Source organism: Actinokineospora xionganensis, assembly GCF_014323725.1.
Lineage (GTDB): Bacteria > Actinomycetota > Actinomycetes > Mycobacteriales > Pseudonocardiaceae > Actinokineospora > Actinokineospora xionganensis.
On the sequence record NZ_JABVED010000017.1, the window covers coordinates 98,797 to 125,784 of the forward strand.

Consider the following 26,988-nt stretch of genomic DNA (forward strand, 5'->3'; position numbering starts at 1 on the left):
ATGAGCAGGGTGCACGCCACGGTCGCGCTGATCGCGTTTCTCGCTGCCGCGGACAACACGGTGGTGGCCGCCGCGGCGCCGTCGATCGCGGCCGATCTGGGGCTCGGGGTGACCGCGACGCAGGGGATCACGGTCGCCTACCTGCTCCCGTTCGCCGCGCTGCTGCTCGCCGCGGGCGCTGTCGTCGACCGGCTCGGGGAGCGCGTGGTCCTGCGCGCGGGTCTGCTCGTCTTCGCCGCGGGCACGGTTGTCGCCGGCGCGGCGCGCGGCGTGGAGCCGCTGTTGGCGGGGCGGGTCACGCAGGGTCTCGCGGCGGCGCTGCTCGTGCCCGCCACCCTCAGCCTGCTGCGCACCCGGCTCGTGCCCGCGGACCGGCCGCGGGCGGCGGCGCTGTGGACGGTCGCGCTCGCCGTGGCCCTGCTCGCCGGGCCCGCGGTGGGTGGGGTGGTGGCCCAGTACGCGCATTGGAGCTGGGTGTTCTGGGGCGCCCTGCCCGTCGTGGCCTGTTGCCTGGCTGTGTTGCCGCCCGCCGGCCCGACCCGGACTCGGCGCACCGACGCGCTCGGCACCGGGCTCGCCGCGCTGGCGATGCTGCTGCTCACCGCCGCCCTGCTCGACTTCGCCGAGGGCGGCGCGGCCGCGTCGGCCCTCACCATCGCCGCGGTGCTGGTCGCGGCCCTGTTCACGTTCCGGGAGCGGGCCAGTGCGGCCCCATTGCTGCCGCCCGCCCTGCTCGGGCTGCCGGTTTTCCGGACCGCGCTCGTCGTGCAGCTGCTGTGGGGGCTCGGTGTCACCGGGGTGTGTGTGGTGACGCCGCTGGCGCACCAGCGGATCCTTGGCCTGGGACCGGCGGACGCGGCGCTGCCGCTGGTCGCGGTGGCGGTCGCGCTGATCGTGACGGCGCCGTGGGTGCCGAGGGTGCTCGCCGCGGTGGGTCCCGGCGCCACCATCGCGAGTGGACTGGTCCTGGTCGGGGTCGGGCTGATCATGGTCGCGGCGGTCAACCACGTGCCGCTCGTGTGGCCGCGCCTGCCCGGGCTGGTCCTGGTCGGCATCGGCTCGGCGTTCACCGTCCCGCTCACCACGCTGGCGCTGGACGTGGCGGGCGACGACCAGACCGGGGCCGCGTCCGGGCTGCTCAGCTCCACCCGGGAGTTCGCGGGCGCGCTCGGGGTGGCCGCGGTGGCGGTCCTCATGGGCGGGCGGGTGGACGCCTTCGCGGCCGGGTACACCGACGCCCTCATCGCCGCCGCGGCGCTGCAGCTGGCGGCGGCGGCGCTCGCGCTCCGACTTTGTCGAATTCACACGGTAAACCGGCGGAGTTCTCGGGCCATTGACAAAAACGGTGACCGAACAATCGTCCAGTTGACCTGAAATGAGACGCAGGCTTAACTTGGCGCAGCGAGCATTTCTCCCGGCGGGGATTGAAATTCGCCTCATATCGCCTGGTGTCACAGTCGCCCCACGGGTGAGGACGGTGCAGATGAATTCCACTTCTTTCGGCGACGGCGAGACCACCGCCGCGGACCTTCCCGGGCTGCTCGCGGCCTGGGCGCGGCGGTGCCCCGACGACCCCGCGGTGAGCCACCTCGACTACCGGGTGAACCCGCGTGGCGTCCTGACGAAGTGGTCCTGGCGCGAACTCGACGAGCGGGTCGACGCCGTGGCGTCGTGGCTGGGCGGCCGGGTTCGGCCCGGCGGCACGGTGGCGGTCCTGATCGGACAGACCCCGGACTACCACGCCGCCTTCCTCGGCGCCCTGCGCGCGGGAATGGTCGCCGTGCCGCTGTTCCCGCCCGGCCTGCCCGGCCACGGTGAGCGGCTCGCGTCGGTGTTGCGCGACTGCGGCGCGAAGACGGTCCTGACCACTCAGGACACGGCGGTCGAGGTCGAGGATTTCCTGCGCACCCACGGCTTGCCGGTCGCCCAGATCGTGTCGGTCGACAAGCTGCCCGCGACGTTCGGCGCGGGCTTCGCGCCGATCCCGCCCGCCCCGGACTCGATCGCCTACCTGCAGTACACCTCGGGCTCGACCGGCGACCCGCGCGGCGTGATGATCACCCACGCCAACGTGGTCGCGAACGCGCGCCAGGCGTGCGCGGCCTACGGGGTGCGGCAGGACTCGGTGTCGGTGAGCTGGCTGCCGCTGTTCCACGACATGGGTCTCGTGCTGTCGATCGCCGCGCCGCTGACCAGCGGGATGCGCGCGGTCCTGATGGACCCGATGGCGTTCCTGGAGAAGCCGGAGCGGTGGCTGCAGGCGCTCTCGGCGAACCCGGGTGCGATCACCGCCGCCCCCAGCTTCGCCTACGGCTACTGCGCCGCGCGCGTGTCGGACTGGGAGAAGGCGCGGCTGCGGCTCGACACCGTGCTGGCGCTGATCGACGGGAGCGAACCCGTGCAGGCGGGCGTCATCGAGCGGTTCTACGCGGCTTTCGCCGAGTGCGGGCTCAAGCCGGACGCGTACAGCCCGTCCTTCGGGCTCGCCGAGGCGACCGTCTTCGTCTCCGCGGGGCGCGGCGGGCTGATCCGCGGGCTGGACCGGGCCGAACTCGCCGCCGGACACGCGGTGGAGGTGCGGGCGAACCACCCGGACGCCATCCGCCTGGTCTCGTGTGGACAGTCGATCGGCCAGCGGGTGTTCGTGGTCGACCCGGACACCGGCATCCCGCGTCCCTCCGGCGCCGTGGGTGAGATCTGGGTGGCCGGGCCGAACGTGGGCCAGGGCTACTGGGGCAGGCCCGAGGAGTCGCGGCGCACCTTCGGCAACACCGTGCCGGGCGTCGAGGGGACCTGGCTGGCTACCGGTGATCTGGGTGTGTGGTGGGACGGGGAGCTGTTCGTGACCGGCCGCATCAAGGACCTCATCGTCGTCGACGGCCGCAACCACTACCCGCAGGACGTTGAGCGCACCGCGGAGTCCGCGCACGGCGCGATCCGCCCACGCAACGTCGTGGCTTTCTCGGTGGCGGGCTCCGACGGGGAGAGCGCGGTCGTGCTGGCCGAGCGGGCCAAGGCGGTGAACGGCGTCGACCCGGACGAGGTCGCCGCGGCGGTCCGCGCCGCGGTCGCGCGTGCCCACGGCCTTGCCCTGCGCGAAGTCCGGCTGGTGGAGCCGGAGGCGTTGCCGCGTACCACCAGCGGCAAGATCTCTCGCAGCGCGTGCCGCACCCGCTACCTCGCCGACATCCTGGCCGAGGCGGTGTGAGCACCCGGGAGCTGGTGGCCTGGCTGGTCGGCCGGGTCGCCGACGCCACGGGAATCCCGGTCATCGACCCGGACCGCCCGCTGCAGGAGTACGGACTGTCCTCACGCGACACCGTGGGACTGGTCGCCGAACTCGGTGAGCGGGTCGGGCGGGTGCTGCCGTCCACCTTCGGCTATGAGCACCCGACCATCGCCGCCCTCGCGGCGGCCGCGACCGACGGTGTGGCGGCGGTGCCCGCGGCGCCGAGCATCGCGCCGGGTGAGCCGATCGCGGTCGTCGGCCTCGGGTGCAGGCTGCCCGGGGGAGTGGACTCGCCCGCCGAGTTCTGGGACCTGCTGGAAACCGGACGCGACGTCGTCGGCACGCGTCCCCCCGGGCGCTGGCCCGGCGGCGCCGACGACGTTCCCGCCGCGGGCGGCTACCTCGACGACGTGGCGGGATTCGACGCGGCGTTCTTCGGGATCAGCCCGCGTGAGGCCGCCGTCATGGATCCGCAGCAGCGGATCGTGCTGGAAGTGGCCTGGGCGGCGCTGGAGCACGCCGGGATCGCGCCCGGCACGTTGCGCGGCAGCCGCACGGGCGTCTACATGGGAGTGTCGGCGGCCGAGTACGGCACCATGACCATGGCCGACCACACCGCCGTCGACGCCTGGTCGGGCACCGGGGCCGCCGCGTCGATCGTGGCCAACCGGCTGTCGTACCTGCTCGACCTGCGCGGCCCGAGCCTGGTGACCGACACGGCGTGCTCGTCGTCGCTGGTCGCGGTGCACCAGGCGGTGCAGGGGCTGCGCCACGGCGACGCCGACCTCGCCGTGGTCGGCGGGGTCAACGTGCTGCTCACCCCGGGGATCACCGCGACCTTCCAGCGGGCCGGGGTGCTCGCGCCCGACGGCCGGTGCAAGGCGTTCGACGCCGCGGCCGACGGCATCGTCCGCGGCGAGGGCTGTGGTGTGGTCGTGCTGCGCAGGCTCACCGACGCGCGCAAGGCGGGGGACCGGGTGCTCGCGGTGATCCGCGGCAGCGCCACGAACTCCGACGGCCGCTCCAACGGCCTGATGGCGCCGAGCCCTGCCGCGCAGCACGCGCTGCTCGCCCAGGCGTACCCGGCCGCCGACGTCGATCCGTCCACTGTGGACTACGTGGAGGCGCACGGAACGGGCACCCTGCTCGGCGACCCGATCGAGGCCGGGGCGCTGGGCGCGGTCCTCGGCGCGGGCCGCGGCGAGGACCGGCCGCTGCTGGTCGGCTCGGTGAAGACCAACCTGGGCCACCTGGAGGGCGCGGCTGGGATCGTCGGCCTGATCAAGGTCGTGCTGTCGTTGGCGCACGGCCGCATTCCGCCGACGCTGCACTACCGCTCGCCCAACCCGCACATCGACTTCGAGGCGCTCGGGCTGCGGGTGGCCGCGAGCCCGGGGGAGTGGCCGCGCTACAGCGGACTGGCCACCGCGGGGGTGTCTGCCTTCGGGTTCGGCGGCAGCAACGCCCACGTCGTGCTTGAGGAATGGCCCGCGGCGTCCGCCGGGGCAGTCACGGACAGCACGCGGCCCGAAGTGGTCGCCTTGTCGGCGGCCACCGCCGACGGAGTGCGCGCCCGGGCGGAACGCCTGGCCGACTGGCTGGAGTCGCCCGCCGGGCAGCGGGTCGCGCTGGCCGAGGTCGCCGGGACCCTGGCGGTCCGGCGTGATCATCTTGGCGTGCGCGCCGCAGTCGTCGCTGATGACCGCGCGGAACTCGTGGCCGGCTTGCGGGCGTTGGGTCCGCCCGTCACGGCTTCTTCCTCGGACGCGCCGGTGTTCGTGTTCTCCGGGTTCGGGTCGTCGTGGCCGGGCATGGGTGCGGCGCTGCTCGCCGAACCCGCGTTCGCCGCCGCGGTCGACCAGGCGGACCTGCTGTTTCGGGCCGAGGCGGGCTTCTCCCTGCGGGAGGCGCTGTCCGCCGACACCATCGGCGAGTTCGCTGTGGCCGCGCCCGCGCTGTTCGGTATGCAGGTGGCGCTGGCGGAACTCTGGCGGGCCAACGGTGTCGTGCCCGCCGCCGTGCTGGGCCACTCGGTGGGCGAGGTCGCGGCCGCGGTGGTCGCGGGCGCGCTGGACCTGGCCCAGGGGCTGAGGATCGTGGTCGCGCGCACGGCGCTGCTGGCCGGGATCAACGACTCCGGTGCGGGCGCGATGGCCGCGGTGGAGCTGTCCGAGACCGAGTTCACCGCCGTCGCCGACCGGTTCCCCGGCGTCGGGATCGCCGTCCACGCCTCGCCCGAACAGCTGACCGTCACCGGCGACCCGGCCTCGGTCGCCGCTCTCGTCTCCTATGTGGACGGTCTGGGCAGGCTGGCCAAGGCGCTGAAGGTCGGCGGCGCCGGCCATTCCGCCGCGGTCGACCCGTACCTCGACGACTTCCGTGCCGGGCTCGCCGATCTGCGCCCTGTCGAACCGCGGGTGCCCTGTTTCTCCAGCGTGGCCGACGAGCCGCCCGCGTTCGACGTCGAGTACTGGGCGGCGAACCTGCGTAAGCCGGTGCGGTTCACCCAGGCCGTCGCGGCCGCGATCACCGCCGGGCACCGCGCCTTCCTGGAGATCGCGCCGCACCCCATCGCCACCGTCGCCGTCGAGCAGACCGCGGCCGCCGCGGGTGTGCCCGTGCTCGCGGTGCCCAGCCTGCGCCGGGACACCGGGGTCGCCTGCTGGCTCGACGCGGCGGCGACCCTGCACGTCAACGGACACCGCAAGGTGCTGGCCGCGCGCTACCCGCGTCCGCCCGTGGTCGACTTGCCGGGGCCGGTCTGGCGGCACGAGCCGCACTGGGTGAGCGCCCGCCGCGCCCCCGATGACCGACACCCGCTGCTCGGCGACCACGTCGAACTGCCCGACGACGGCAGACACGTGTGGCAGGCCGACCTCGGCGCGGCCCCGCTGCCCTGGCTCGCCGACCACCGCGCGTACGGCGTCGTGGTGCTGCCCGGGACGGCGTTCGTCGAGGTGGCGCTGTGCGCCGCGCGCCAGGCGCTCGGGACCGACCTGGTGGCCGTCACCGACCTGGCGCTCGCCGAGTTCCTGGTACCGGGGCCGGACACCAAGCTCACGACGGTGGTCGAGCCGGACGGGCGGATCACGATGTCGGCGCGCTCCGACGGCGGCTGGGTCACCCACGCCACCGCCACCGCCCGCCGCGACTCGTCGCCACTGACGCCATTGCCGTCGCCGCCCGCGGGTGAGCCGACCGATGTCTACGCCGCCCTCGCCGCGGGCGGACAGGAGTACGGGCCCGCTTTCCTCGGTCTGACCGAGGTCGTCGCCTCGCCGGGGCACGCGGTGGCGCGGGTCCGGCTGCCCGCGGAGGCGGGTGGGCACCGCGGGTTCGCGGTGCATCCGGCGCTCGCCGACGCCTGCCTGCAGACGCTCGTGGCCGCGGCGCTCGGGCTGCCCGGGGTGCACGGGCGGTATGTGCCGACCGCGATCGGCGGGGTGCGGGTGGTCGGGGAACCGGCGACCGGTGTCCGCTGCGTCGCGACCCTGCGCCCGGACGGCGGGACGTTGCTCGGGACTGTGCAACTGCTCGATGGGGCGGGTGGTGTGGTCGTCGAGCTGTCGGGCGTCCGCGCCGCCGCGCTCGGCAGCGCGCCCGGAAGCTGGCCGGACCTCGCCCTGGAACGCCGGTGGGATCCGGCGCCGCTGCCCACGGCTGTGGCCGAGCCCCGGTCGTGGGTGGTCGTCTCCGACGAGGAGTCCCCGGCGCTTGCCGCGGGTTTGGTCGACCGGGTGGTCACGTCCGACCCGGCGCTGATCCCGTCATTGCTCGACGGGCGCGCGGGTGTCGTGCTGATCGCCGGAGCGGCCGCGGACCCGGCGGCGGCCGAGCGGCTGCTGCTGACCGCAGCGCGAACGGCGGCCAACGCCGGAGAGTCCCGGCTGTGGATCGTCATCAGCGGCGACGATCCCGGTGTCGCCTGCCTGCGTGGGCTGGTCCGGGTCCTGGCCTTTGAGCACCCGGAACTGCGGGCGACCCTGCTCAGCGTCGATGGAGCCGAGGCCGTCGCCGCGGAACTCGACGCCGACCGCGACGACGACGAAGTCCGCTGGCACGACGGCAAGCGGCTGCGGGCGAGGCTCGCCAGGGCCCAGGTCGAGACCGCCGAGAAGCTCCCCGTGCGCGATGGCGCGTACCTGGTGACCGGTGGCCTCGGCGAACTGGGTGTCCAGGTCGCCCGGCTGCTGGGTGACGGGGGAGCGACCAGGATCGTGCTGTGCGGCCGCACCGCGCGCCCGGAGGCCATGGAGGCACTGCGGGGTGTGGACGTCGAGGTGTTCCTCGGCGACATCGCCGACCCCGGGTTCGCCGAACAAGCCGTCGCCCACGCCACCCGAGGCGGCCTACCCCTGCGCGGAGTCGTCCACGCGGCAGGTGTCCTCGACGACGGACCCGCGGTCAACCTGACCGCCGAGAGCATCGCTCGCGTTTGGCGCCCCAAGGTTCATGGTGGCCTGCGCCTGCACGAGGCGACCCGGCACCTGCCCCTGGACTGGTGGGTCGCCTTCTCGTCTGTGGCGGCCCTGGTCGGCTCACCCGGCCAGGCCGCCTACGCCACCGCCAACGCCTGGCTCGACGCTTTGATGGCCCAACGCCGAGCCGAGGGCCTCCCCGCGATCACCATCAACTGGGGCGCCTGGACCACCCCGGAGTTGTCCACATCCACCCCGAACGATCCACAGCCCAACGCCACCCCTGCCCCCGACGCCCCGGCGCCGATAGACTGGACCAGGGACGCCCCCCAGGGGAGGGCGGGGGTGTCGGCGGGGGTCGATTCGAGTCGGGGTGGGGTACGGGCGGCGGCGTCGCTGGCCGAACTTGAGGCGTCGCAAGGGTTGGCGGCGCTGGCCGGGTTGTTGGCGCATGATCGGTCCGGGATCGGCGTGGCCCGGTTGGACACCGCGCGGACGCTTGCCCTGTTCCCCGATCTCGCGCGCCGCCCCTTCCTGTCCGGGCTCATCGGCGCGGTTCCCACCGTCGTGGAACCCAATGGCTGGGCCGGGATCGCCGCGCTGCGCGAGCAGCCGGACCCCCGTGCCGTCCTCCAGGACCACCTCGCCGCCGTGCTGGCCGCCCTGATCGGGGCCACCTCGGACACCGTGGACCGTTCGGCCCCGCTCACCGGCCTGGGCCTCGACTCCCTCATGGCGATGCGCCTGCGGGCCGCGATGCAGCGTGATCTCGGCACCACCCCGCCGGTCTCCCTGCTGCTGCGCGGCGCGAGCCTCGTCGCGATCACCGACCATCTCGGCGACGAGTTGGAACTCCCGGCGTCCGACGCGGTCGCCGTGCCCGCGACCATCGGTCCCCGCGACCCGAGCGAACGCTGGCTCGCCCTGGCCTGGGCCGACGCCCTCAAAAGCGACCCGGGCAGTGTGCACCGCGAACTCACCGACGAGGACGCCCAGCGCCGCGTCTACGAGGCGATCAGCAACCGGATCGCCGATCCGCCGCCGCCCGAGATCGTGTTCAAGCGGCCGACCATCGCCGCGATGGCCGACCTGCTGCGCGCCGACCTCGAAGGCGCCACCGACGGCGTGGTCAACGTCCTGCGCGCCGACGGTGACGGCCGACCGCTGCACCTGTTCCACCCGGCGGGCGGCCCGACCAGCGTCTACCGACCCCTCGTCGCCGAACTCCGCCCAGGTTTTCCCGTCTACGGTTACGAACGCATCGACGACGAGTCCACAGTGGAGGGCAAGGCGGTCCGCTACGTCGAGCTCCTCAAGCAGAACCAGCCGCGCGGCCCCTACCGCCTCGGCGGCTGGTCGTTCGGCGGGTGCCTGGCCTACGAGATCGCCCACCTGCTGACCGAGGTCGGCGAGACCGTCGAGCAGGTCGTCCTCATCGACACGATCCTGCCCAAGCTCGGCGGCGAACAGGACCGCGTCCTGCTCGACCGCTTCGCCCGGTTCGCCGAGCACGTCGAGTCCACCTACGGTGTCGCCCTCGACCTGCCCGACGACCTCGACAGCCTCGACGAGGACGCCCAGATCGGCGTCGTCATGCGCAGGCTCGCCGCGGTCCCCGGCATCGGGGAGGCCGTCCTGCACCACCAGTACACGTCCTATGTGGACGCCCGGGTGGCCGAGCGGTACCGCCCGCGCCCCTACGCCGGGCCGGTGCTCCTGCTGCGCGCCACCGAACCGCACCCGCTCACCACCACCCTCGACCCGCGCTACCTGCGCGAGGACGAAGCCCTCGGCTGGGACGAGCTGTGCGCGGACCTGCGGGTGGTCAGGGTGCCCGGCGACCACCTCAGCATGATCGACCCGCCGGGCGTGACCACGCTCGCCGCCGCCCTGGCCGAGACGGAGGCGCGCCATGGCTGACCGGACCACCGAACTCATCGACGACCTGCTGCTGCGCCGCGAGGAAGCCGTCCGCCTGGCCGAGAAACGCGCCGCCGAACGCCAGCACCCGAAGGGAAAGCTGACCGCGCGGGAGCGGATAGCGCTGCTGACCGACCCCGGTTCGTTCGTCGAGATCGACGAGTTCGCCCGGCACGGCGCCGGCCCGCTCGGCGACGGCCTCGTCGCCGGGCACGCCACCGTCGACGGCCGCCCGATCTGCGTGCACGCCCAGGATTTCAGCGTCTTCGGCGGCAGCCTCGGCGAGGCGTCCGGGGCGAAGGTGAACAAGGTCATGGACCTCGCCACCCGCACCGGCGTGCCGGTCGTCGGCATCAACGACGGCGGCGGCGCCCGCATCCAGGAGGGCGTCACCTCCCTCGCCCGGTACGCCGAGCTGGCCGTGCGGCACACCAACGCGTCCGGCGTCATCCCGCAGATCTCGCTGATCCTGGGCCCGTGCGCGGGCGGCGCGGTGTACGCGCCCGCCCTGACCGACTTCACCGTCGTCGTCGACAAGCTCTCCCAGATGGTCGTCACCGGCCCCGACGTCCTGCGCGCCGCGACCGGCGAGGAGATCACCCTGGACGACCTGGGCGGCGCCCGGGTCAACGCCACCGTCTCCGGGAACGCCCACTATCTGGCCACCGACGAGGCCGACGCCATCGACTGGGTCAAGACCCTGCTGGGCTATCTGCCCGCCAACAACCGTGACAGCGCACCGGAGTACGACGACGACACCGCGCCCGAGGTGACCGCGTCGGACCTCGAGCTCAACCGGATCGTGCCGGACGGGGCGAACCAGGGCTACGACATGACCGACGTCCTCGCCCGTGTGGTCGACGACGGCGACCTGCTGCAGGTGCACGGCGCCTTCGCGCCCAACATAATCTGCGCGTTCGCCCGGGTCGGCGGCCGGTCGGTCGGGGTCGTGGCCAACCAGCCGCGCTTCGGCGCGGGCGCGATCGACATCGACGCCTCGGAGAAGGCGGCCAGGTTCGTCCGCTTCTGCGATGCGTTCAACCTCCCGCTGCTCACCTTCGCCGACGTCCCCGGCTACCTCCCCGGCCTCGACCAGGAACGCGGCGGGATCATCCGCCGCGGCGCGAAGCTGATCTACGCCTACGCCGAGGCGACCGTCCCGAAGGTCACCGTGGTCGTGCGCAAGGCCTACGGCGGCGGCTACGCGGTCATGGGCTCGAAGCACCTCGGCGCCGACGTGAACCTGGCCTGGCCCACCGCCCGGATCGCCGTCGTCGGCCCGGAAGGCACTGTGCAGGTCCTGCACCGGCGCGAACTGGCCGCCCTGTCCGGCGCCGAACGCGCCGCGCGGGAGCGCGAGCTGATCGCCCGGCACCAGGACAGCCCGTACCCGGCGGCCGAACGCGGGTACGTCGACAGCGTGATCGAACCCGCCCGCACCCGCCTGGCTGTCACCGCGGCGCTGCGCGCGCTGCGCGGCAAGACCGCGTCCGTCCCCGCCCGCAAGCACGGAAACATCCCCCTGTAGCAGCAAAACCAGCACCGAAATCCTGCAGCAACGAAAGAGGTCGGCCGATGTTACGCAGATCCAAGTGGGTAGCCGCGGTGTGCGCCGCCGTGGTCGCGGCGGCCGTGGTGGTGGCGCTGCCGAACGGGCCCGCCGAGGCCCAGCCGGTGTCGCGGGCGCGGACCACGGCCGTCGCCGACGACGGCGCGCGGATCGCCGAGGAGATTCGGGTCGACGAGCGCACCCTCGACCTGCGGATCACCTCGCCCGCCCTCGGCACGTCGGGCTGGGTGCGGCTGCTGCTGCCGCGCGGTTGGGACACCCAGACCCGCACCTGGCCGGTGCTCTACCTGCTGCACGGCGCCGGTGAGGTGCAGGACTACAAGTCGTGGACGGCCTTCACCGACGCCGCCGCGTTCACCGCCGACAAGGACGTCCTTGTGGTGCTGCCCAGCGACGGCAAGGCGGGCATGTACTCGCCGTGGTGGAACTTCGGCGGTTCGAACAAGCCGGACTGGGAGACCTTCCACGTCACCGAGATCCGCCAGCTGATCGAACGCGGCTACGGCGCGGGCACCGTGCGCGCGGTCGCCGGGCTGTCCATCGGCGGATACGGGGCGATGGCCTACGCGTTCCGCCACCCCGGCATGTTCAAGGCCGCCGCCAGCTACAGCGGGGTGCTGAACACGACCATCTACGGCGTCCCGAACTTCATCCAGATGATCCTCATGCGGGAGGGCCTGAACTTCTACAGCCTGTGGGGCAACGAGTGGATGCAGCGCTCCATCTGGACGGCGCGCAACCCCTACGACAACGTCGAGAAGCTGCGCGGCACCAGGCTCTACGTGTCCTCGGGCGACGGCGGCACCGGCCCACTGGACCCGCCAGGCAACAGCCCCGACGTGATGATCGAGCCGCTCGCGAAGCTGTCGTCGAGCTCGTTCACCGACCGCCTGAAGCAGGCGGGCATCCCGGTGACGACCAACTACTACGGCGGCGGCAGCCACATCTGGCCCTACTGGCAGCGCGAGTTCAAAGCCTCCTGGCCGGTCCTTGCCGCCGGCCTCGGCCTGCCCGCCTAGCGCTCGGTTTCCGGCTGGTCCACCGTCTCGGAGTCCTGCTCGTCCGCGACGATTTCAGAGAATGCGTCCATCCACACCATCAGGTGCCTCGCTGTCCGGTCGGTCCGCGCCCTTCACTGCCTAGACCGACCGGGGCCCTGGAAGGTTGCCTCGACAGCACGAACAAAGCCGGGCCGGTATGCCACACCTGCGGCAAACCGGCCCGGCTCTGTCTGATCCTTGCCAAATCTCGGGGAGGCGGACTAGAAGGTGAGCTTCCAGGCGTCGATATAGCCGGTGTCGTAGCTGTAGACGTCCTGGACCTTGAGCTTCCAGGTGCCGTTCGCCACCTCGCTCGACGCGTTGACCGTGTAGGTGGTGATGACGTTGTCGGTGGAGTCGTTGCTCGAGGAGTTCTTCATCCGGTAGGCCGTGCCGTCGGGGGCCACGAGGTCGATGACGAGGTCGCCGCGCCACGTGTGCTTGATGTCGACGCCGACCTGCAGGGTCGACGGCGCGTTGCCGGTGACGCCACTGACGACGACGTCACTGGTGACCGCGGCGCCGTTGTCCGGGATGTTGACNCGACGCCGACCTGCAGGGTCGACGGCGCGTTGCCGGTGACGCCACTGACGACGACGTCACTGGTGACCGCGGCGCCGTTGTCCGGGATGTTGACGTTGTTGGCGTTCTCGAAGACCTTGCCGGTCGGCGGGGGAGTGTCGCCGCCGCCCGAGTTCGGGTCGAGTTCCTTGGCCTTCGTGGCGATCGCCGACGACAGCGCGCTCACCTCGGCGTAGACGCCGGGCTTGTTGGGCCGGGCGCAGCCCTCGCCCCAGGAGACGATGCCGACCTGGATCCACGCGTTGTTGTTGTCGCGGCGAACCATCGGGCCACCGGAGTCACCCTGGCAGGTGTCGACCCCGCCCTGGGTGAAGCCCGCGCAGATCTCGACGGCGGGCTTGAGCGACGGGTACGAGGACTTGCACGACGTGTCGCTGACGAATGGCACGTCGGCCTTGAGCATGTACCGCTGCTGGCTGCCGCCCTCGGACGCCGCGCCCCAGCCCATGACGGTGAACGTGCCGTTGTCGTAGGCGGTGGTCGTGGCGATCGGGAGCTTTGCCGCGCCGGTGATCGGGCTTGAGAGCTTGATCAGCGCCCAGTCACCGCCCGCGGAGGTGCCGTAGCCCGGGTTCTTGTAGACGTAGGAGGACGTGCGCTTGACCGCGCTCGTGCTCTGCAGGTCGACCACCCCGTAGGTGGCGGTGATCCCCGTGTTGTTGCCCGTGCCGCTCACGCAGTGCGCGGCCGTCAGGACGAGCAGGTCCGAGTACATCGCGCCGCCGCAGCCCATGGAGAGCCGGACCATCCAGGGGAATTCGCCTTGCGCCGCCGGGCTGCCGCCGACGACCTGCGGTGAGACGTCATCCGACGGCGGCTGGGCGGCGAGGGCCTGCCCGGCTGCCGTGCCGGAGACCGCGGCCACCGCGACCGCTGTCAGGAGAACTTTTCGAAGCATCCTCACGGGGTTTCCTTTCGATTTCCACCGATAACGCGTGCAGGGACGTGGAATGGGAACCGCGGCGGGCTCGAGACGCCCTCAGCAAGCCCGCCGCGGTTGATCAGGGTCGGCTGGAAGGTGAGTCTCCAGCTGTCGATGTAGCCGGTATCCTGGGCGGTGAATCTCGGCGCCGGAGGGAATGCGACAGCGGTGCCCGCGTATGCCCTCACCTACGCCGATACCGCTGACCGTTCAATACTGTCCGGTAGCCATCGGGCTCACAAGATCCTCCCGACCTGCTGTTATTGCCGGTTATTTCCCAGTCCGACGCGACGCTTACGGCAATTCAGGTGTAGTTCGCCACCCCTATTCCGATGGTGGTATTCCCATTCGCCAGTAAGGCCCCTCGAATACGCGCGGGATCGGTGACGAATGCGGACCAGGCCGCCGCGGCCGCCGTACGCCCAGCTCAGGCCACGTGGGACACGTTGTTCCACGCACTTTCCTCGACGGGCATCACGAACTACCGTTCGTCGGGTGACGGACGAGCTAGTCCCCGCGAGACCGTTCGCCGAGGCGCTGCGCTCGGCGATCCACGCGGGCGGGGTGACCCTCGACCGGCTCGCCGAACGGCTGCGCGAACGCGGCACACCCGTGAGCCTGGCGACTTTGAGCTACTGGCAGTCCGGGCGCAGCCAGCCCGAACGCCCGCAGTCGCTGGCCGCGCTGGCCAACGTCGAGCACCTGCTGGGCCTGCGGTCGGGTGAACTCGGCAAGCTCCTGGAATCGCCCAAACCGCGTGGCCGCGCCGTCCACCGCACGCCCGAGCCGATCGACAGCGCCGCGCCGTGGTCAGACCCCGAGGGCTTCGACCGAATGGTCGTGGGCGTCGACATCAGCCAGGACAACCAGCTCACCCGCCTCAGCGTGCACGACCTGATCGTCGTGGGCGCCGACCGCGCGAAGCATGTGCAGCGCACCCGCCAGGTCCTGCGCGCCGAACAGGACGGTGTCGACCGGCTGGTGATCGTGGCGTGGGGGGAGAGCCCCGACGAGCCGGTGCCCGAAGTCGTCCCGGTCCGCAACTGCGCGATCGGCCGGGTCAGTCGCGACGACCGCACCGGGCAGGTCGCCACCGAACTCCTCTTCGGCCACACCCTCGCCAAGCGCGAGACGGTGCTCATCGAGCACGAGATCCGCTGCCCCGAGCCGCTGTCGCAGGCCTACGAGCACGAACGAGTGAGTAGGCTGCCGGTCCGCGAGTACCTCATCGAGGTGCGGTTCGACCCGGCCACGCCGCCCCTGCACGTCGTGCGGTTCTCCGACGTCGACGGCAAGGAACGAGTCAAGGCGCTCACCCTCGACTCGGCGCACACCGCCCACACGCTGGCCATGGACCTCGAACCCGGCCGCTACGGCGTCCGCTGGTCCTGGGGCTGATCACCCCGTTCGAGTGACGCCCGCGCCCGCGGCGTCACCTGCCGCGGGCGGGCTCGTTGGACCGGCCAGTGGATCTCACCCTGGTGGATCTCGGAGTGACGCGTGCGGATACGCCGCGCTCACGTGCGCCCCGCAGGCGCCGGATCTGTCCACGAGTGCCGAGGTCCGCGGCACCGCCGGCCACGCTGGGTGACAAAGAGGGGCTCGGCGGCGGTTTTCCGGGGGACCGGGGGCAGCCTTCGGACGACGACAAACGGCTGATCCGGATACCCAGCGATCACGCCATGTCCTACTGTGTATACGTTCTGTTGTTCAGGCCACATCGGGGAGCCGCCAAGATGCCCTCAGCCGACCGGTCGTCGTGGGACACGGTCCCGCGGCTCACACCGCTCGACTTCGAACGGCCGAACATGGCCAGGCTCACCGACGCCCTGCTCGGCGGCCGGGACCATTACGCGTCCGACCGGGCCGTGATGGACCAGCTCCTGCGGATCGCCCCGGGGGCCCGCCAACTCGCCCGCGACCACCGCGACTGGATCATCCGGGTCCTGCGGCTGCTGGTCGGCGAGCGCAAGATCGACCAGTTCGTCGACCTCGGCTCGGGTATGCCCACGGTGGACAACACCCACCAGGTCGTCCAGCGGTACAACCCCGAGGCCCAGGTCATCTACGTCGACAACGACCCGGTGGTGCAGGCGCACGGCCGGGCCATCCTGGAGGAGAACGACCGCACACACGTGGCGGGCTGCGACTTCACCGAGCCGGAGAAAGCGCTGGAGCACCCCGAGCTGCGGCCGCATCTCGACCTCAGCCGCCCGGTCGCGCTGATGATGTGCTCGGTCGTGCACCACATCCACGACGACACGCGGGCCGCCGAGGTCGTCCAGGCGTGGCTCGACGTCGTCCCGTCGGGGTCCTATCTGATGCTGAGCCACCAGTACGACCCGGCCGACCAGTCCGAGGCCAGCACCCTGGTGCGCACCCTGGAGAAGATGTTCGCCGACACCCCGATCAGCACCACGCCCCGCACCCGCGAGCAGATTCAGGGGTTTTTCCGAGACCTCGAGTACGTGCCGCCGGGCCTGACCCACCCGCACGACTGGTGGCCGTCGGGCCCGCGCATGCTGCCTTTGTCGGCGTTGAACTTCGCGATGCTCGGGGCGGTCGCGCGCAAGCCATAGTGGGCGCGCGCACAAGTACAGCACCGGAATTCTTGAGGTCGTGACAACGTTCCGACCCATTTCCCGGCCGTTCGCCAGGTCCGTTGTCGCCCCCATGACACGTGGGTAACGTACCGCCGAGTAGCCGCGCGCTGAATTGCCCGCGGGCAATTCACTTTCTTGAGTCTGGCAGGTGAGCAGCGCCCCCATGAAGCTACTTCGGTCGTTCGGTGTCGCACTCGGAGTAAGCGCCGTGGTCGGCGCGACCATGCTCGCCTCGGCCCCGCTGGAGAAGCCGGAAGCGGGCTCCCAGCAGGCGGACGTGCGGGTCGTGGCTGCTATCCCGCCTCCCAAGCCTGGGGACTTCAAGTCCGTGTTGCGGGTCGAGGGGATGACCAAGATCGCCAAGCTGGGCCAGGCGATGTCGATCGGCCGCGGGAAGTTCAAGGCGCTCATCACGCCCGCCCCCGAGGGGCCGAGCGCACTCATCGGTGAGATGTTGATGCCACCCGCTCCGGGCTACTTCGTGGTCTTCCGGTTCGTGCCGGTCACCAACAACACGTCCTTCGTCCAGGTCGGCGACGCGACCGGAACCATCGACATCGAGGATTTCGCCGCGGCCGAGACGAAGGTCAAGGTCAAGCTCAACCTGGTGATCAGCGAGGTCAAGCAGAACGGCGTGCCGCTCGACGTCGGCCCCAACTGCCGCACGGTCACCCCGGTCGACCTCGAACTCTCCGGGACGATCAACCTGGGCGCCCGCAAAGTGAACGAGACCGAACCCGTCGTGGAAGCTGACCGAGCGGCCACAATCAAGACGAGTTACACGATCCCGGCCTTCACCGGGTGCGGCGCGACCGAGAACCTGTCGCCGCTTATGACCGGTCTCGTGTCAGGTCCCGGCAACGAGCTAATCACCTACTTGTACAACCACTGCTTCGGCACCTCCGATTGCAACAAGTACTGGTGAGTCGTGCACAAGCGTTTCGCGACGTTTCGGTATTCGACCCACCCGCGCGACAGATCCCCAAAGAATGATCACATGGGACACATACTGAAAGACCTAGGATGGCGGCCATCGTGCTCGCCATCGCCATTCCACTGATCACCGCTGCGCCTGCCGACGCGACCGCACAGGAGGTGACCGCGCAGACCCGCGCCCAGCCTGCGGGCGTGACCGCCTACTGGACGACTACGATCGGCGACGACGGCAGCATCGCGGGCCGCTTGAACGAAGTCCACGGCGATCTGTACTGGCGGGCCGGGCAGGACCATACGCTGCCTGCCTACTGGTCGATCGACGGGATCAATGCCAATGGCCAGTACGCGATCACGGAATACAACTCGGGCACCTATCGCGCGCTCCGTCAGGAAAGCGATGGCAGTCGCGTCCTCGTGGATGCCACGCCGAACACGAGCGCGTACGCCATCAACAACGGCGGGTCGGTGCTCGTCGGCCGTTTCGGCACCGCCACGTCGTACTTGATCTGGAGTGGCGGCACACTGCGGACGGTGCCCGCCGCCACCCCGATCGCGGCGGGCGCCGCGGCGGTACAGCGTCTGAACGACATCGGGCAGCTCGTCCCCGCGACCGATCAGCGCCTATGGCGCTGCGACCTGACGCAGTGCGTCGAATTGCCTGTTCCGGCGGGTCACACGATCGGCAGGATCGTGGACATCGACAACTCCGGCCGCATTGTCGGCGACCTCAGTGCGAACGACGTGGCCTACCCGGCAATGTGGACCGGCACTTCCGTGCGGCTGCTCAACACCGACGGGCGAGGTGGGGCGGTCGAAGATGTGAACAACCAGGGCTACGTGGTCGGGCGGATGATGACCGCGACCGGCAGTAGGGCGGTGCTCTGGGGCAGCGGAAGCCTCCGCGTCCGACTCGCCCTCGCGGAGGCGGTCAACACCGGCGCGACCGCGGTGAACGAAGCTAACGACGTGGTCTTCTACGACCGCCCGATCATCAATGGAAAGGGTTACCTGTGCGCCTACCTGTGGCGATCGGCCGAAGTCATCGCGCTGCCCCGTCACACGGTGACGACGTCTACCCATCCGACATCGCCGACGACGGCAAAATGGTCGGAGCATCCTGGGCGACCGCCGCGTTCAGCCACCACCCACCGCCCATGGGCGAGAGCTACCGAGCGACGCTGTGGACGACCAGCTGACCTGAACACCGACTGAGCCCCGGTGTCCGGACGCGGCGACCCGCGTGCGGACACCGGGGCTGACTATCCGCGCTTGCTGCGAAATGCGTCCAGGCCGTTGCGCTTGAGCATGCTCGCCGCCGTCTTCCACCACGGCCGGTCGAGGTCCGGGTCCTGGCCCGCGCCGAGGCGGTGCAGTTGGTCGGTGTGCCACTGCAGGTCCAAGGCGCCGTCCAAGGCCTTCAGGTCGGCGACCTTGCCCAGTGGGCCGCGCAGGCCGAAGCGGACCGCGTGGACGTCCAGGCGCGGCTGCCTGGACTCCAGGATCGCCCTGGCCGCGTCCGGGGTGGTGCAGGTCGGCCTGCCGAGCCCGATGAGGTCGCACGCGCCGTCCGCGACGGCGTTCGCCATCGCCGTGCGGGAGCGGAAACCGCCGGTCACCGCGAGGGGGACGTCGGCGGCGACATCCCGGACCGCCCGGGCGTACTCCAGGAAGTACGCCTCACGCTCGCGGGTGCTCGCGGACACCGCCTGGCCCATCATCGCGGGCACCTCGTAGCTGCCGCCGCTCACCTCGATCAGGTCGACGCCCTCGGTCGCCAGCCGGGCGACGACGTCCCGGGACTCCGCCTCGGTGAACCCACCCCGTTGGAAGTCCGCGGAGTTGAGCTTGATCCCCACGGCGAATCCTGGGCTGACCGCGCCCCGGATGCGGCGCAGCACCTCCAGTACGAACCGCGCCCGCCGCTGTGGGTCGCCGCCCCACTCGTCGGTCCGCTGGTTCGCCAGTGGCGAGAGGAACTGCGCCACCAGGTATCCGTGCGCGCCGTGGATCTGCACGCCGTCGAAGCCCGCCGTCTCGGCGACCGACGCCGCGGTGGCGAACCGGTCGATGATGTCCTCGATCTCGGCGCCGGTGAGCGCGCGCGGGGTGACCGCGCCGGGGACCTTCGCCGCGATCGCGCTGGGGGCGACCGGCCTGCGCCGTGCGGCGAGGGCGTTGGCCTGGCGGCCGGGGTGGTTGAGCTGCATCCAGATCGGCACCCCGCCGTCCTGCGTGGACTTCGCCCAGCGGGTGAGGCCGTCGAGGTCGCGGTCGTCCTCGATGACGACGTTGCCAGGCTCACCGAGCTGACGGCGGTCGACCATCACGTTCCCGGTGACGATCAGCCCGTAGCCGCCGCCGGTCCAGCGCCCGTAAAGCCGTTCGAGCCGGGTGGACGGCCCGTTGGCGCGACTGCCCAGCGCCTCGCTCAGCGCCGACTTCATGATCCGGTTGGGCAGCACCTGGCCGCACGGCAGGGTCAACGGGTCGGAGATCGACGTGCTGGTCATGGCGATCCTTCACAGGGTGTGTAGCGGCAGCCCGTCCGCGACCCCGGACCACCAGCACGGCCTTCCCGGCGTCAGTATGTGTGAACGTCGGTAACAGGTGGCACGGTAGTAGACCGGATCGGCCTGCCGCAAGCACGCGGCCGCCGTGATCAGCGCGAAGACCGCGCCAGCAGCCGGTGCGCCAGGATCGTCCCCGCGGCCATCGCCGCCGGGAACACCACCACCGCCGCGAACGGGATCAGGCACACGAGGTAGACCGGGACGCTGAATCCCAGCGTCATCGCCCGCCCGCTCTTCAACGTCGCCCGGCGGGTCTTCAGGTCGCGGCCGCGCCGGATGAACGGGATCGCCGTCAGCTCCACCGCGAGCAGCCACGCGCCGATCGCCACCGCGAGGACCGGGACCACCGTCTGCCCGATGACCGGGATGAATCCCATGGCGAACAGCAGGATCGCCCACACCAGCGCCCGCAGCACCAGTCGCACGGTGTCGCGCAGTCCGATCCAGGCCGCCCGGGCCCAGCCGATCGTCTCCGCCTCGGGCACGCCGCCGAGGACGGTGTCCTCCACCTCCTCGGCGATGCTCTCGTAGAACGGTCCGCCGATCGCCAGGGTCAGACCGGCGAACAGGACCACCGCCACCGCCACCGCTGCGACCACGGTGACCAGGCCCGCCGCGATCCGCACGCCCTGCTGCCAGGTCTGCGCCCAGTCGTCGGCGAACGGGGTGGCCCAGGTGACGATCCCGACCAGGTTGACCGCGAGCACGGTCAGCCCGGTGAACATCAACGCGCTGGTCAGCAGGACCGGCAAGGCCCCGCGCAGCAGCATGGAGCGGTTGCCCAGCACGATCCGGAATCCCTGCAGGAGCAGACCGAACCCGGTCCCGAAGTCTTTGATCACGCGCGCAGTGTATTGCGGACTTGACCTCTAGATTACTTGAGGTCTTACGGTGATCACGTGGACATGCAGATGACAGCGTTTACGTCGATGTACAAAACGATGAACGCCTCCGACGACCAGCGCGGGATCTCCCGCGACACCGTGCGACGGATCTTCGGCTTCGCCCGCCCGCACCGCGTGACGATCACCTGGTTCCTGGTGGTCAGCGTCGCGCTCTCGGCCATGGCGGTGGTGACCCCGGTGCTCGCGGGCCGGGTCGTCAACGCGATCGTCGGCAAGGCCGACAGCGGGGTGGTCCTCACCCTCGCCGGGATCATCGCGATCGTCGCGGTCCTGGAGGCCGGCCTGGGACTGGTGTCGCGGTGGCTGTCGTCGAACGTCGGCGAAGGACTCATTCTCGACTTACGGACCAAGGTGTTCGACCACGTCCAGCGCCAGCCCATCGCGTTCTTCACCCGCACCCGCACCGGCGCGCTGGTCAGCAGGCTCAACAACGACGTGATCGGCGCGCAGCGCGCGTTCAGCGACACCCTCTCCGGTGTCGTCGGCAACCTGGTGACGCTCGCGCTGACCCTGGTGGTGATGATCGGGATCTCCTGGCAGATCACCCTGCTCGCGCTCGTGCTGCTGCCGGTGTTCGTCATCCCCGCGCGCCGCGTGGGCTCGCGGCTCGCCGGACTGCAGCGCGCCGCCGCCGAGCACAACGCCGAGATGAGCACCCAGATGACCGAGCGCTTCTCCGCGCCCGGCGCGACGCTGGTCAAGCTGTTCGGCAGGCCCGCCGACGAGTCCCGCGAGTTCGCGGTGCGCGCGGGCCGGGTGCGTGACATCGGTGTGCGGACCGCGATGCTGCAGTGGGTCTTCCTCACCGCGCTCACCCTGGTCTCCGCCCTCGCCCTCGCCCTTGTCTACGGACTCGGCGGCGTCCTCGCCATCAGCGGATCACTCGACCCCGGCGCTGTCGTCGCACTCGCCCTGTTGCTCACCCGGCTCTACGCGCCACTGACCGCGCTCGCGGGCGCGCGCGTAGAGGTGATGACCGCGTTGGTGAGTTTCGAGCGGGTCTTCGAGATCCTCGACCTCAAGCCCCTCATCTCCGACAGGCCCGGCGCACGCGATGTGCCCGACGGTCCCGTGTCGGTGGAGTTCGACAGAGTCAGCTTCTCCTACCCGTCGGCGGACAAGGTCTCCCTCGCCTCCCTCGAAGAGGTCGCCACGCTCGACGACCGCGGCGGCGTGAAGGTGCTGCACGACGTGTCGTTCCGGGCCGAACCCGGCCAGCTGATCGCGTTGGTCGGCTCGTCTGGCGCGGGCAAGTCCACGATCGCGCAGCTGACCCCCCGGCTCTACGACGTGGACTCGGGCACCATCCGGCTCTCCGGGGTCGACGTCCGCGACCTCACCGCCGACTCGATTCGCGCGACCCTGGGCATGGTCACCCAGGACGGCCACCTGTTCCACGAGTCGATCCGCTCGAACCTGCTGCTCGCCCGGCCCGACGCCACCGAGGACGAACTGTGGGACGCGCTGCTGCGCTCCCGGCTCGACAAGCTGGTGCGCTCGCTGCCCGACGGGCTGGACACAGTGGTGGGGGAGCGCGGCTACCGGCTCTCGGGTGGGGAACGACAGCGGCTCACCATCGCCCGGCTGCTGCTGGCAAAGCAGCGAGTGGTCATCCTCGACGAGGCGACCGCGCACCTGGACTCCACCTCGGAGGCCGACGTGCAGGAAGCCCTCGGCGAGGCGTTGGAAGGCCGGACGGCCATCGTGATCGCCCACCGCCTCTCGACCGTGCGCGCGGCGGACTTGATTCTGGTGATCGAGGACGGCCGCGTGGTCGAGCGCGGCACCCACGAGGGCCTGCTCGCGGCGGGCGGCCGCTACCAGGAGCTGTACCGCACCCAGTTCGACGAGCGCACCGCGCCCGCCGCCGCCTGATCACGCGAAAGGAGCCGCGGTCGATGTCGCGGCTCCAATCGCCGGCGGTGGCGATCAGGTTCGGCGGTCCCGGACCGCCGTGGGGTCGCCGCATCCACCCATCAACGCGAAAAAGGGGCCGCGGCATCAGCCGCGGCCCCTCTTCTCCCGCCCGAGGCGATCAGACGCCCGCGACGCCGCGGATCCAGCTGCGGTACGAGGTCACGTTGGTGTAGTTCGTGACCGACTGGCGGTCGCTGGTCGACGCCACGCCGACCTGCTTGCCCGAGGCGAACATCGGGCCGCCCGAGTCGCCGCCGGCGGTGATGCCGTCGATGCGGGTCGCGCGGACCGCGACGCCGCCGTAGTAGTCACGTGCGTTGACGGAGCTGACCCGCACGTTGGCGTACTTCAGGTAGCGCGACTGGCAGTTGATCTCCGGCTGGTTGGTGCAGGTGGCGCCCCACCCGTAGACCTGGACGGTCTGGCCGACGTACACGTCGCTGGAGGTGCCCAGCGGCGCGTAGGTCGCCGAGACGCTGCGGTCGAGGCGGGCGATCGCCAGGTCCGAGCCGGAGTGCCGGGTGATCGAGACCGCGTTGGCCATGGTGCCGCCGCTGGTCTGGTCGAGGCTGCCGATCCGGAAGGAGATCGCCCCGCTGGAGACGCAGTGCTTCGCCGTGAGCACGTACTGCGGGGCGATGATCGTCGCCGAGCACGTCTGCCTGCCGTTGGCGAACAGCCGCGCCGCCCACGGCGCGTTGCTGGCCGTGTGGCCATCGATGATCATCGGGCTGACGGTCGGCTCCGGTTCGGGAGCCGCGACGGCGGACGGAGCGGCGCCGAGCAGGGCCATCGCCGCGCCCGCCACGGTCAGCAGAATCTTGGTCTTGAACATGCGAGGTTTCTCGATTCGTTTGCAGGGAGAATCGGGAACCCGATCGGTCACGATCGGGACGAACGGCAGCCCGGATCGTCCGGGGGGTGACCTGGGCAGATCTCTGTCAGCGACAGCCTGATCACCGTTCGATGGTTACTTTTTCACCCGATCGTGGGGGCGACAAGTCTCTCTTTTTCCCACCGCGTTCCCACCCTCGGCAACGCATTAGCATCGGGATCGCGGGCAGGCGACGAAGCCGCCCGCCGGACTCAGGAGGTCGAACTCGATGGCGCTTCTGCGCAGCTACGTCTCAGGCCGGTGGCACACCGCCGCCTCGGACGGAGCACCCCTGCACGACGCGGTGACCGGTGAGGAGATCGCACGGATCTCCTCGGAGGGCGTCGACATGGCCGCCGCGCTCGACTACGGCAGGCGCACCGGCGGCCCCGCGCTGCGGGAACTGACCTTCCACCAGCGCGCCGCGCTGCTCAAGGTGCTGGCCTCGCACCTGTTGGAGCACAAGGAAGAGCTCTACGCGCTGTCGGCGAAGACCGGCGCCACCAGCCGCGACTCGCTCGTCGACGTCGACGGCGGCATCGGCGTCCTGTTCGCCTACAGCGGCAAGGGCCGCCGCGAACTGCCCAACGCCAAGGTCTACGTCGAGGGCCCGGTCGAGCCGCTGAGCAAGGGCGGCACGTTCGTCGGCCAGCACATCGCCGCGCCGCTGCGCGGTGTCGCCGTGCAGATCAACGCGTTCAACTTCCCCGTCTGGGGGCCGCTGGAGAAGTTCGCCCCCGCGTTCGTCGCGGGTGTGCCGAGCCTGATCAAGCCGGGCAGCCAGACCGCGTACCTCACGGAGAAGCTCGTCGAGCTGATCGTGAACTCCGGCATCATCCCGGAGGGCAGCATCCAGCTCGTCTGCGGCAGCGCGGGTGACCTGCTCGACCACGTCACGGCGCAGGACCTCGTGTCCTTCACCGGCTCGGCCTCCACGGCCCTGCGGCTGCGCACCCACGACGCGGTCGTGCGCAACTCGGTGCGCTTCAACGCCGAGGCCGACTCGCTCAACTGCAGCATCCTCGGGCCGGACGCGACGCCCGGCACCACCGAGTTCGACCTGTTCGTCAAGCAACTGGTCGCCGAGATGACGACCAAGGCAGGACAGAAGTGCACCGCGATCCGGCGCGCCTTCGTCCCCGCCGCCCTGCTCGACGACGTCGCGCAGGCCACCGCCGAGCGCCTGGCCAAGGTCACCATCGGCAACCCGGCCAACCCCGACGTGCGGATGGGCGCCCTCGCGGGCCTCGAACAGCGCGAAGAGGTCCGCCGCTCCCTCAAGGCCCTCCTCGACGCGGGCGACATCGTCTACGGCGACCTGGCGAAGGTCGACGTCATCGACGCCGACCCGGAGCGCGGCGCCTTCATGTCCCCGGTCCTCCTGCGCGCCGACGCCGACCGCGCCGAGCCGCACGAGGTCGAGGCGTTCGGCCCGGTCAGCACCCTGATGCCGTACACCTCGACCGACCACGTCGTCGACCTGGCCGCGCGCGGCCACGGCAGCCTGGTGGGCTCCATCGTCACCGCCGACGCCGACTTCGCCCGCGAGGTCGCCCACGGGGTAGCGCCCTGGCACGGCAGGCTCCTCGTCCTCGACGCCGAGGACGCCAAGGAGTCCACCGGCCACGGTTCTCCGCTGCCCGGCCTCATCCACGGCGGCCCCGGCCGCGCCGGTGGCGGCGAGGAGATGGGCGGCATCCGCGGCGTCCTGCACCACCTGCAGCGCACCGCCATCCAGGGCAGCCCCCGGATGCTGGCCGAGATCACCGGCCAGTGGGTCGCTGGAGCTCCCCGGCGCACCGAGGAGGTCCACCCGTTCCGCAAGTCGCTGGCCGACCTGCGCATCGGCGACTCGGTGGTGGCGGGCCCGCGCACGGTCACCCAGGCCGATATCGACCACTTCTCCGAGTTCACCGGTGACACCTTCTACGCCCACACCGACCCAGTGGCGGCGGCCGCGAACGAGTTCTTCGGCGGCATCGTGGCCCACGGCTACCTCATCGTGTCGTTCGCCGCGGGCCTGTTCGTGTCCCCGGAGCCCGGCCCGGTCCTGGCGAACTACGGGCTGGAGAACCTCAGGTTCCTCACCCCGGTCTTCCCGGGCGACGAGCTGACGGTGACGCTGACCGCCAAGCAGATCACCCCGCGGGAGAACGCCGAGTACGGCGAGGTCCGCTGGGACGCCGACGTGACCAAGCAGGGCGGCGAGTCGGTCGCCAAGTACGACGTCCTCACCCTGGTCGCCAAGCAGTAAGCACGATCACGACAACAGGGGCGGTGTCCACCAGGACACCGCCCCTGTCACGTTCCCGGGAACCCCGCTACGCGGCGTCCACCAAGATGATCTCCCGCGTGGGCGCCTGGGTCAGCGTCGTCGCGTAGTTGCGCTGCACCTGCGAGGCCTCTGCCGCACTGGGCTTCGCGTTGGCGCAGGACGTGGGAGCGGAACTCCCGGACATCAGGTCCGAGCACAGCCCGGTCCGCCGGTCCGGCAGTCCGAGGATGTGCCCGAACTCGTGCGCGGCGATCCGGACGACGTTGTACCCCTGTTGGACAGCCTGTCGGCCCATCCACACCGTCCCGCTCCCGCCGGGGCGGACCGGGCCCAGCGTGGCGCGAGGCCAGTTGTTGTCCGCGATGACGCGCACGTTGGCCCGCGTGCCCACCGCCGCCTTCACGATGCGGACGTTGGTGACCGACTGGTTCCAGATGGCGACGCCCTGGGCGACCGCGTCCTTGAACTCGGCGGCGTAGCTGTCGTCGTAGGTGATGGTGACCGCCGCCATCGCCGCCGGAGCAGCGGTGTCGGCGGGCGCGGCGGTGGCGGGCGCGGCGCCCAGGACCACGGCGGCACCGACCGCGGCGTTGGCCGCGATCAGGGCGAATGTTCGTCGGAACATGCAGGGACTCCTCTGAGGTATGGCCCGCCGCGTGGGCGGGCCTGGCGGCCAGGACCGGTTGCGCAGGGCCGGTCGGCCGCGGGGACGGCGGCGAGATCGATCGCCGCCGCTTCTCAACCTAGGAGCGTCTCCACCAGCCGCAATAGGGCTAATGGGTGGCGCTCGATCGCGGGGAGTATCCGGGCACTGGGCCAACTCAGCCGGAAAGTGACCGCGATCACAAACACTTCATTCACGGAGTGGCGTGGGGGTCCACTGTGGACACAACTGGCGCGGACAGGGTGGATGATCAGCGGGAACGTGTCCTGCCTGCCGATTCGGCGGGGGAGTGGCGGCGCGCGCGGCCACTCTCGGCGGACCGTCCGCGGCGATGCGCGGATCCGTTGCGACACAAAGGAAACACGGTTGACGCGACCCTGCGCGACGGCCCGAGGGACCCCCGATTTGATCCCCCGTTAGGCACCGTGTAACTTTATCCAAGTCAGCGCGGAACGGGCCGGACAAACCGGAACGAGCGAGGGCCAGCAAAGCCTCTAGAAGAAGCCCGGATAGACTGTGGCCGAATCAGATGTGCGTGTGTTGTTTGAGAACTCAACAGTGTG

Annotated in this window: 15 protein-coding genes and 2 pseudogenes; 11 read left to right on the forward strand and 6 right to left on the reverse strand. The window is 71.0% G+C overall.

Features of this window, described 5'->3' with window-relative positions; genetic code table 11:
- The 5 genes from GPZ80_RS25740 (at window position 1) to GPZ80_RS25760 (ending at window position 12,156) form a co-directional block, all read left to right on the forward strand.
- Window positions 1–1,374: an MFS transporter gene (locus GPZ80_RS25740; RefSeq protein WP_187223665.1), complete on the forward strand. Its 1,374-nt coding sequence runs from the start codon at window positions 1–3 to the stop codon at window positions 1,372–1,374.
- A 109-nt stretch (window positions 1,375–1,483) separates the two neighbouring features.
- Complete coding sequence (locus tag GPZ80_RS25745; RefSeq protein ID WP_187223666.1) at window positions 1,484–3,208, forward strand: fatty acyl-AMP ligase; 1,725 nt, start codon at window positions 1,484–1,486, stop codon at window positions 3,206–3,208.
- Window positions 3,205–9,567, forward strand: a complete 6,363-nt coding sequence (locus GPZ80_RS25750; RefSeq protein WP_187223667.1) for a type I polyketide synthase — start codon at window positions 3,205–3,207, stop codon at window positions 9,565–9,567. The genes GPZ80_RS25745 and GPZ80_RS25750 overlap by 4 nt, the downstream gene beginning before the upstream one ends.
- A complete protein-coding gene (locus GPZ80_RS25755) occupies window positions 9,560–11,095 on the forward strand; it encodes an acyl-CoA carboxylase subunit beta (RefSeq protein ID WP_187223668.1) in 1,536 nt (511 codons plus the stop codon). Before GPZ80_RS25750 ends, GPZ80_RS25755 begins: the two co-directional genes overlap by 8 nt.
- A gap of 47 nt (window positions 11,096–11,142) precedes the next feature.
- A complete protein-coding gene (locus GPZ80_RS25760) occupies window positions 11,143–12,156 on the forward strand; it encodes an alpha/beta hydrolase (RefSeq protein ID WP_187223669.1) in 1,014 nt (337 codons plus the stop codon).
- Between the two features lie 242 nt (window positions 12,157–12,398).
- On the opposite strand, the pseudogene GPZ80_RS33840 reads toward GPZ80_RS25760, so the two are convergent.
- Both GPZ80_RS33840 and GPZ80_RS33845 read right to left on the reverse strand, forming a co-directional pair.
- Window positions 12,399–12,719, reverse strand: a pseudogene (locus GPZ80_RS33840) (proprotein convertase P-domain-containing protein); the annotation flags it as partial.
- 161 nt (window positions 12,720–12,880) lie between these two features.
- Window positions 12,881–13,657: pseudogene (locus tag GPZ80_RS33845) on the reverse strand (S1 family peptidase); the annotation flags it as partial.
- A 519-nt stretch (window positions 13,658–14,176) separates the two neighbouring features.
- Between GPZ80_RS33845 and GPZ80_RS25770 the strand changes: the two are divergent.
- The 4 genes from GPZ80_RS25770 to GPZ80_RS25785 all read left to right on the forward strand — a co-directional run bounded on the left by GPZ80_RS25770 (window position 14,177) and on the right by GPZ80_RS25785 (window position 18,432).
- Window positions 14,177–15,079, forward strand: coding sequence for an XRE family transcriptional regulator (locus tag GPZ80_RS25770; protein ID WP_187223670.1), 903 nt, complete (start codon window positions 14,177–14,179; stop codon window positions 15,077–15,079).
- Between the two features lie 338 nt (window positions 15,080–15,417).
- Window positions 15,418–16,260, forward strand: a complete 843-nt coding sequence (locus tag GPZ80_RS25775) for an SAM-dependent methyltransferase (RefSeq protein WP_187223671.1) — start codon at window positions 15,418–15,420, stop codon at window positions 16,258–16,260.
- Window positions 16,261–16,447: 187 nt separating this feature from the next.
- Window positions 16,448–17,209, forward strand: a complete 762-nt coding sequence (locus GPZ80_RS25780; protein ID WP_187223672.1) for a hypothetical protein — start codon at window positions 16,448–16,450, stop codon at window positions 17,207–17,209.
- 98 nt (window positions 17,210–17,307) lie between these two features.
- Window positions 17,308–18,432 carry a hypothetical protein gene (locus GPZ80_RS25785; RefSeq protein WP_187223673.1) on the forward strand — a complete coding sequence of 375 codons (1,125 nt, stop codon included), beginning with the start codon at window positions 17,308–17,310 and terminating at the stop codon, window positions 18,430–18,432.
- A 47-nt stretch (window positions 18,433–18,479) separates the two neighbouring features.
- Here the strand turns inward: GPZ80_RS25785 and GPZ80_RS25790 are convergent, their stop codons facing one another.
- Both GPZ80_RS25790 and GPZ80_RS25795 read right to left on the reverse strand, forming a co-directional pair.
- On the reverse strand, window positions 18,480–19,730 hold the full coding sequence (locus GPZ80_RS25790; protein ID WP_187223674.1) for an NADH:flavin oxidoreductase/NADH oxidase family protein: 1,251 nt from the start codon (window positions 19,728–19,730) through the stop codon (window positions 18,480–18,482).
- 149 nt (window positions 19,731–19,879) lie between these two features.
- On the reverse strand, window positions 19,880–20,632 hold the full coding sequence (locus GPZ80_RS25795; RefSeq protein WP_187223675.1) for an EI24 domain-containing protein: 753 nt from the start codon (window positions 20,630–20,632) through the stop codon (window positions 19,880–19,882).
- An 87-nt stretch (window positions 20,633–20,719) separates the two neighbouring features.
- On the opposite strand from GPZ80_RS25795, the gene GPZ80_RS25800 reads away from it, so the two are divergent.
- Window positions 20,720–22,570: an ABC transporter ATP-binding protein gene (locus tag GPZ80_RS25800; RefSeq protein WP_246477476.1), complete on the forward strand. Its 1,851-nt coding sequence runs from the start codon at window positions 20,720–20,722 to the stop codon at window positions 22,568–22,570.
- 160 nt (window positions 22,571–22,730) lie between these two features.
- Here the strand turns inward: GPZ80_RS25800 and GPZ80_RS25805 are convergent, their stop codons facing one another.
- Window positions 22,731–23,447 carry a S1 family peptidase gene (locus tag GPZ80_RS25805; protein WP_187223677.1) on the reverse strand — a complete coding sequence of 239 codons (717 nt, stop codon included), beginning with the start codon at window positions 23,445–23,447 and terminating at the stop codon, window positions 22,731–22,733.
- Between the two features lie 268 nt (window positions 23,448–23,715).
- On the opposite strand from GPZ80_RS25805, the gene paaZ reads away from it, so the two are divergent.
- The gene (gene paaZ, locus GPZ80_RS25810) at window positions 23,716–25,740 is read left to right on the forward strand and encodes a phenylacetic acid degradation bifunctional protein PaaZ (protein WP_187223678.1); all 2,025 of its coding nucleotides are present in this window, start codon (window positions 23,716–23,718) and stop codon (window positions 25,738–25,740) included.
- 67 nt (window positions 25,741–25,807) lie between these two features.
- Here paaZ and GPZ80_RS25815 read toward each other — a convergent pair whose 3' ends face one another.
- The gene (locus GPZ80_RS25815; RefSeq protein WP_187223679.1) at window positions 25,808–26,386 is read right to left on the reverse strand and encodes a snapalysin family zinc-dependent metalloprotease; all 579 of its coding nucleotides are present in this window, start codon (window positions 26,384–26,386) and stop codon (window positions 25,808–25,810) included.
- Window positions 26,387–26,988 lie beyond the last annotated feature (602 nt).